General features: G+C 74.7%; 1 protein-coding gene. It reads right to left on the bottom strand.

The window, feature by feature from the left end:
- The coding region (locus tag KBX53_RS35405; protein WP_309140930.1) for a GAD domain-containing protein at positions 1-529 on the bottom strand (529 nt) is incomplete at both ends.

Here is a 529-nt window from a genome sequence, read left to right as displayed (position 1 = left end):
CGCGTCGACCACCCAGCAGAACGCCCAGGCGCTCTCGTCGATCAGGCCGGACCGCTTGGCGATCTCGACCCGGGCCGCCCCGAGCAGCTCCTGCGCCTCCCGGGTGGTGGCGCTCGCCGCGAAGAAGACCGCGTCGCCCGGCTTGGCGCCGACCGCGTCGGCGAGCCCGCCCAGGTGCTCGGCGGAGAGGTTCTTCGCCACCGGGCCGCGCGCCTCGCCGGTCTCGGCGTCCAGCACCACGTACGCCAGGCCGCGCGCGCCCCGCGCCTTCTCCCAGTCCTGCCAGCCGTCCAGCTCCTTGCGGCTCTGCGCCGCGCCGCCCGGCATGACCACCGCGCCGACGTAGCCGCCCGCATCGATCGCCCCGGCGAACACCCGGAACTCGGTGCCACGCAGGTACTCGGTCAGCTCGGTCAGCTCGACGCCGTAGCGCAGGTCCGGCTTGTCCGAGCCGTACCGGGCCATCGCGTCGTGCCAGGTGATCCGCGGGATCGGCCGGCTGATCTCGTGCCCGGCCAGGTCCTTCCAC

The sequence above is a fragment of the Micromonospora sp. M51 genome (assembly GCF_018070305.1).
GTDB classification, from domain to species: domain Bacteria; phylum Actinomycetota; class Actinomycetes; order Mycobacteriales; family Micromonosporaceae; genus Micromonospora; species Micromonospora parva.
This window is presented reverse-complemented; position numbering and strand designations above follow the sequence as displayed.